Here is a 4608-nt window from a genome sequence, read left to right as displayed (position 1 = left end):
CCCGCCACCGTCGTGATCGCCACGGTGCGCAGGCCGGGCACCGCGTTCGCCATGCCGTGACGCGCGGCGCCGCGGCTCGCCACCCAGCGCAGCAGCCACACCCAGCCGAAGCGCATCGCGTAGAGCGCCGCGAGCACCGCGCCGACATAGCCGATGAGGCGCAGCATCTGCACGTTGCTCGTGTGGTGGGCGTCGAGCAGCGCCTTGCCGAGAATGCCGGGAAACTGCAGGCCGAGCAGCGTGAACACCATGCCGTTGAAGACGAACTCGATCATCGACCAGGTGCTCGTCGCGCGCACGCGCGCGGACACGGGGCCCATGTGCGCGACGCTCGTGTAGTTCATCATCATCCCCGAGGCCACGGCGGCGAGCACGCCTGAGACCTCGAGATGCTCCGCGAAGAGATACGACGCGAACGGAATCAGCAAGGTCATCACGACGCCGGGCGCGGGGTCGCCTTCCGCATTCACGTTCAGAAAGCGCGCCGAGACGAAGCTGAAGATCCAGCCGATCGCCGCGCCCACGACGAGACCGCCCGCCGCGATCACGAAGAAGCTGAGCGTGGCCGCGCGCAGCGAGAAGTAGCCCGTGAGCGCGGCGGCCACGGCGAACTTGAGCGCGACGAGGCCCGACGCGTCGTTCATCAGTGCCTCGCCTTCGAGGATGTGCATGAGCTGCGCGGGAATCCTGTCCTTGCCGGCGATGGCGGAGAGCGCGACGGCGTCGGTGGGCGAGAGCACGGCGGCGAGCGCGAAGGCCACGGGCAGCGAGACTTGCGGCACGAGCCAGTGCACGAAATAGCCGACGGCGAGAACCGTGAACAGCACGAGGCCGAGCGCGAGCATGAGGATCGAGCGGCGCTGCATGAAGAACTCGCGCTTGGGAATGCGAAAGCCGTCGGCGAACAGCAGCGGCGGGATGAACAGCGCCATGAAGATGTCGGGATCGAACGTGACGTGCGGATTCACGAGCGGGAAGGTGAGCAGCGCGCCAATGCCGATCTGCACGAGCGGCAAGGGCAGCCTGATGGGCAAGACGCGCGTGACGATGCCAGAAACGGCGACGGCGAGGAGCAGAATGAGAACGGTGAAGAAGATTTCCATCGAAAGGCTTGGTGGCCACGAAGCGGGGGGCGGGTCGCGGCGGATCGGGGACGAAGCGCGGCGCGAACGCGAGGCGAACCGGGCGAAACAGGTTGCCGTGCCTCCCTTCACGCGCGGCGGGATATTGCGTTCTGGTGCGCCTGCAGGGCGCGCCTGTCGAGGGACAGTTTAGCCCGTCGAGACCGTATGCCGTCGCGAAGCGCGCCGCGCGGGATGCACCACGAAGCCGCTTGCGATTTGGCCCGCATTTGCCTGCGGCAGCAGGCCCCGATGACGGCGATTGCCGTAATCGGACCGGCTGGCTGCACCACGACCGAGGCAAACGCGCGGAGAAAGGCGCACGATATCGGTGCATGGCAGGAGACGGTGCGATGCCTCGGGCGGTGCACCGCGTGCCCTGTCGCGGCGCACGCGAGCGGCGTGAATGCAATTTCGATGCGTGCCGGATCGCGGCGTGAGCGAGCACGGACCTTGCTTGATCTCGCCTGTGACGCAACGGAATCAGGCAATGGGCGAGCGCGCAGGTCGTGCGAAGGTCGGGCGGATTGCAGCGTCGTTCCTACGCGCTAGAGGATGGCATGATCACAGAGCAACACGATAAAGCGGCCGTGGCACCTCACGGCTTCGATCTCAGCGTCACCTCGGGGCTGCAGCGCTACAGCGCGCGCCATCGCGACCTCACGCTCACGAGCGTGTTCCAGCCCGTGTTCAGCCTCTCGCACATGCGTGCGGTGGGCTATGAAGGGTTGCTGCGCGCGCACGATCCGCTCGATCGTCCGGTCTCGCCGCTCGACGTGTTCGGCGAAGCCGCGCGCGTGGGCGAGGCGCTGCAGGTGGACCGGCTCGCCCAGGGGCTGCATCTGGAGAACTTCGCACTGCTGGGCGCTGAGCGCGAGTGGCTCTTTCTGAACGTGCATCCGGGCACGCTGATGGAGTCCTATCACGCGGCGGCGCTGCTCGCGAACCTGCGGCGCCTGAATATCGCGCCGCGCCGCGTCGTGCTCGAAGTGCTCGAAGAGGAGGGCGTCGATCTCGACGCGCTCGCGCAGGCCGTGGAGTCGTTTCGCGAGCGCGGCTTTCTCGTCGCGCTAGACGACTTCGGCGCGGGCAACGTCGATATCGGCCGCGTGTGGCGGCTCAATCCCGACATCGTGAAGCTCGACCGCATCATGCTGATGCACGCGCAGCATCGCGCCGACATGGCCGCGACGCTGCCCGCGCTGGTGGCGCTGCTGCACGACGCGGGCAAGCTCGTGCTGATCGAGGGCGTGGAGACGGAACAGGAGGCGCAGCTCGCGCTCGCCTGCAACGCCGATTTCGTGCAGGGCTTCTTCTTTGCGCGGCCCTCGCCGGGACTCACCGACGCGGCGCACGTGCAGGGCGTGATCGCCGAGGCGACGGAGCGATTTCGTCAGCAAACCGAAATGCGTGAGCGCGGCGCGACCAGCCGCCTCACGCCTTATCTCCGCGCGTTCGAGCGCGCGGCCGAGCGGCTTGCGGGCGGCGAGCCGCTCGAAGAGGTGTGCTGGAACTTCCTCGGGCTCGATTACGCGGCGCGCTGCTACCTGCTCGATTCCAACGGCAGGCAGGCGGGCCGCAACGTCGTGCTGCGCGTCGACCGCGCCGAGCGCGATGCGCGCTTTCTGCCGCTGGAAGATGCGCAGGGCGCGAGCTGGCTGCGCCGGCCGTACTTCCGCGCGGCGCTCGTCACGCCGGGGCGCGTGCATGTGACGGGGCCCTATCTGTCGATCAACGAGGCGCTGCCGTGCGTGACGCTCTCGATGGCGGTGCAGGTGGGCGAGCGGCTGTGCGTGCTGTGCGGGGATGTGGACTGGCTGGCGCAAGAGCTGGCCTGAAGCGCCAGGCGGCCTTCAGGGCGACAATTCAAGCCTTCAATTCAAGCTTCACGCGCGCATGATGAAACGGCGCAGGTGCCAGGCACCTGCGCCGTTTTCACGAGCGTAGCCGCAAACCGCGAACTTACTTCGCGACCACCACCGGAATGCCGCGCAACGCGCCCGCACCCTTGAACGAGGCGAGCGCCTCGTTGACCGCGGTGCTCGTCTTCACGTCGATGTTCAGCCGCGCGCCGAGTTCGCGCTCGCTGCGCTTGACCGCGGCGAGATTCGCGAGCTTGACGTGGCCATAGCCACGCACACGCTGATGCAGGCTCGCGAACTTCGCGAGCTCGGCCGTGCTTTGCGCGGTCACGTTTGCGAGCGCGCCGCGCAGCGTCGCCTCGTAGTCGTCGGCGAGTGCGCGTTCCATGCGGCGCTCGAGCGTCTTGCCGAACGGATCGAGCCACGTGCCGCGCAGGCCACGCCCCTTCGAAAGCACTGCGAGCGCGCCCCAGAGCCACTGGCCGAACTGCATCTTGCGCGGCTGCTGGCCGTTCTTCGCATGGGCGATGAGCGGGGGCGCGAGGTTGAACTTCACGGTGAAGTCGCTGCCCGCTTTGCCTTCGAACTGCGTTTCGAGCGCGGCGCGGAACGCCGGATCGGCGTGCAGGCGCGCGACTTCGTACTCGTCCTTCACGGCGAGCAGGCGATAGAACGTGGTCGCGACGGCGCGTGCGAGCGCTTGTTCCGCACTCTTGTCTGCTGCGCGCGCGGCGTCGACGAGCGCACGGTAGCGCTTCACGTAGCTCGCGCCGCCGTAAGCGAGCAGACGCGCTTCGCGGTCCGCGATCAGCTCGTCGAGCGTTTGCGTGAGCTTGCGCGCCGTGGCCTTCGCGGCGGCTGCGCGTTGCGCGTCGAGCGCTTCGAGCGCGGCCGGATCGGCGGCGGCCATGCGGCCGATCGAGAACGCGAACAGGTTCGCCTGCACGGCCACGTTGTTCAGCTCGATCGCGCGCGTGAGCGCCGCGAGCGAAACCGGCACGAGGCCGAGTTGCCACGCAAAGCCGAGCATCACGATGTTCGCGCCGATCGTGTCGCCGAGATAGCGCTGCGCGAGCGCCTGCGCATCGCACGTGGCGAGCGGATCTTGCGCCGGCAGCGCGCCACCCGTTGCCGCATGCCGCATCTTCGCGAGCAGTGCGTCGGCGTGCAGGTTGGCTTCGGGGTTCTGCACGAACGACGCATTCGGAATCTCGTGCGTGTTCACGACGATGCGCGTGCGGTCGTGGCGCACCGTCTGCAGTGCGTCGGCGCCTGCGCCGACCACCATGTCGCAGGCGAGCAGCAGGTCGGCCTGTTGCGTGTCGATGCGCACCTGGTTGAGCAGCGCATCGGTCGCGGCAAAGCGCACGAACGAGAGCACCGAGCCGCCCTTTTGCGCAAAGCCCATGAAGTCCAGCACCGAAGCGCTCTTGCCTTCAAGATGCGCGGCCATGCTGATGAGCGCGCCCACGGTCACCACACCGGTGCCGCCCACGCCGGTCACGAGGATGTCGTACGGCGCGTTGTCGAGTTGCGTGGCCGGCATGGGCAGCGCGCTCACGCGCGCGGCGAGCGCCTGCGGGTCGAATGCGGCGCCGGCGGCCTTCTTGAGCTTGCCGCCTTCG

At 68.2% G+C, this 4608-nt stretch carries 3 protein-coding genes; 1 reads left to right on the top strand and 2 read right to left on the bottom strand.

Annotated features, from left to right (window positions below):
* The coding region (locus tag VMJ11_RS09365; protein WP_325619136.1) for a Na+/H+ antiporter at window positions 1-1103 on the bottom strand (1103 nt) is incomplete at its 3' end.
* A gap of 578 nt (window positions 1104-1681) precedes the next feature.
* Between VMJ11_RS09365 and VMJ11_RS09360 the strand changes: the two genes are divergently transcribed.
* A complete protein-coding gene (locus VMJ11_RS09360; protein WP_325619135.1) occupies window positions 1682-2959 on the top strand; it encodes an EAL domain-containing protein in 1278 nt (425 codons plus the stop codon).
* Window positions 2960-3083: 124 nt separating this feature from the next.
* Here VMJ11_RS09360 and VMJ11_RS09355 read toward each other — a convergent pair.
* On the bottom strand, window positions 3084-4608 hold a 1525-nt coding region (locus tag VMJ11_RS09355), incomplete at its 5' end, for a DUF6537 domain-containing protein (protein WP_325619134.1).

The sequence above is a fragment of the Paraburkholderia sp. genome, from assembly GCF_035501035.1.
GTDB lineage: Bacteria > Pseudomonadota > Gammaproteobacteria > Burkholderiales > Burkholderiaceae > Paraburkholderia.
This window is presented reverse-complemented; position numbering and strand designations above follow the sequence as displayed.

Coding starts and splice junctions, on each gene's coding strand:
- VMJ11_RS09360 (WP_325619135.1), top strand. CDS start 1,682: ATGATCACAGAGCAACACGATAAAGCGGCCGTGGCACCTCACGGCTTC.